The organism is Kitasatospora sp. NPDC057542, assembly GCF_042801945.1.
GTDB lineage: Bacteria > Actinomycetota > Actinomycetes > Streptomycetales > Streptomycetaceae > Kitasatospora.
Window position 1 is genome coordinate 1 of sequence record NZ_JBHVFE010000804.1, and the last position, 1744, is coordinate 1744.

The window sequence follows — 1744 nt, forward strand, 5'->3', positions numbered from 1 at the left end:
TAGTACGGCAGCTGTAGATCGTGATCATGGTCGGGCTGATGCTTGTCGCAGATAGTGGCTGTTGCGGGCTCTGGCCTGATGGCGTCGGCGCCAGTGGGACCAGCGGAAGCGGTGCTCGGAGGTGTGAGCAGGCCGCACGATAAGGGTGTTGAACAGATGCGCGATCTCGTTGCAGGTCAACGGGATTAGCCCGTCGGGGGCGGGCCGGTGTGCGCGTTCGTGCGCGGTGGCGACAGCCAGGAAAGCGTGCGCGAGCATCGCGAGAGTGACCCAGCGGTGCCAGGACGTCCACCGGCGGACCTGGTGCTCGTCCAGTCCGGTCAGCCCCTTTCCGGACTGGAAGGTCTCCTCGACCGTCCACCTACGCCCGGCCACCCGTACGAGCGTGGACAACGGCACAGTCGTGGGTGAATAGCAGCGGTAGAAGGCAAGTTCGCCTGTGCGCCGGTTGCGGCGGACCAGGAGCTGGTGATGTCCGGGGCGGTCTTCGGCAATGTGGACCACGGCCCAGTCGTAGAAGCGGTGGCCCTTCGCCCCGGTCCCGGCCGAGAGCTTCTGCCAGGCCCGCTTAGGCATCTTCTTGACCAGGGCATCCGCCCGCGACTTCCCCGCCCGCGTAGCGATCGGGTGGTCACGGGCGACCGCGAGGACGTATCCCACCTCGCGCTGCTCAAGCGCGGTGCGAAGAGTCGGGTTCCCGCCATAGACCTCGTCGCCGGCCACCCATCGCGCCGGGACGCCGGAGTCCAGGGCGCGGGTGATCATCCGTGCGGCCAGAGCGGGCTTGGTAGCGAAGCCGACGCGGTCGGGGATCCCAGCCGACCCGCACCGCCGGCGGTCTTCGGTCCAGGAGCGAGGGACGTACAACTCCCGGTCGACGGCGGCGTGTCCGGCCTGCGCGGAGTAGACGAGGTAGACCGCGACCTGGGCGTTCTCGATCCTGCCCGCAGTGCCGGTGTACTGGCGCTGGACGCCGACCGTCGCGGTGCCCTTCTTCAGGTCGCCGGTCTCGTCCACGACGAGGACCGCCTCCTCGTCGCCCAGGTGGTCCACCACGTAGGTACGGATGTCGTCGCGGACCGCGTCGGCGTCCCACTTGGCGCGGCCCAGTAGGTGCTGCATCCCGTAGGGGGTGGTGTCCCCGGCGTGCTCGGCGATCGTCCAGCAGTTCTTGCGCGGCAAGTCCGACAGCAGACCCAGTACCAGGGAGCGGGCCCGGCGGCGGGGTTCCACCCGGGCGAACCGACCTGCCACACGGTTCATCAGGCCCTCGAACATGGCCTGCCATCGTTCAACGTCTACGCTGTGACCTGCGGCCACCGCTTGATCCTTCGTTGTCTTCACAAACCACGATGATCTTCGGTGGCCGCACCCTTGACCAAGCGCGCAGGATCACGACTGCCTGCTCTGGATTGCCGGGCCCCGCCCGAGGATGGAGAGCCCTGATGAGTCGCTACGAGTTGAGTGAGCGCGAAGCCTTCGTGGCCATGTCGCGGTTCGTGTGGCAGTTCGCGAACCGCGCCGGGGACGACCTTCTCACGCTCCTGGGCGACATTGGCATCGAGGCGGACGGTGGGCCGACGGATCCCGCCGCCTGGGAGGACTGGATGAAGTGCGTTCGTTCGGTCGTCGACGGCGCAGAAGACCCGGCAGGTGGATCGGCGGGATAGAGGCCCGTCGAGCGAGTCTCAGCATCGCGATGGCCGGCCGCCCATGGACAAGATCACGATCTACAACTGCCGTA

Annotated in this window: 2 protein-coding genes; one reads left to right on the plus strand and one right to left on the minus strand. The window is 67.6% G+C overall.

From position 1 onward, the window contains the following. Positions 1-24: 24 nt before the first annotated feature. On the minus strand, positions 25-1263 hold the full coding sequence (locus ACFU7Y_RS43665) for an IS701 family transposase (protein WP_380772014.1): 1239 nt from the start codon (positions 1261-1263) through the stop codon (positions 25-27). A 182-nt stretch (positions 1264-1445) separates the two neighbouring features. On the opposite strand from ACFU7Y_RS43665, the gene ACFU7Y_RS43670 reads away from it, so the two are divergent. Continuing rightward, positions 1446-1670, plus strand: a complete 225-nt coding sequence (locus tag ACFU7Y_RS43670; protein ID WP_224276764.1) for a hypothetical protein — start codon at positions 1446-1448, stop codon at positions 1668-1670. Positions 1671-1744 lie beyond the last annotated feature (74 nt).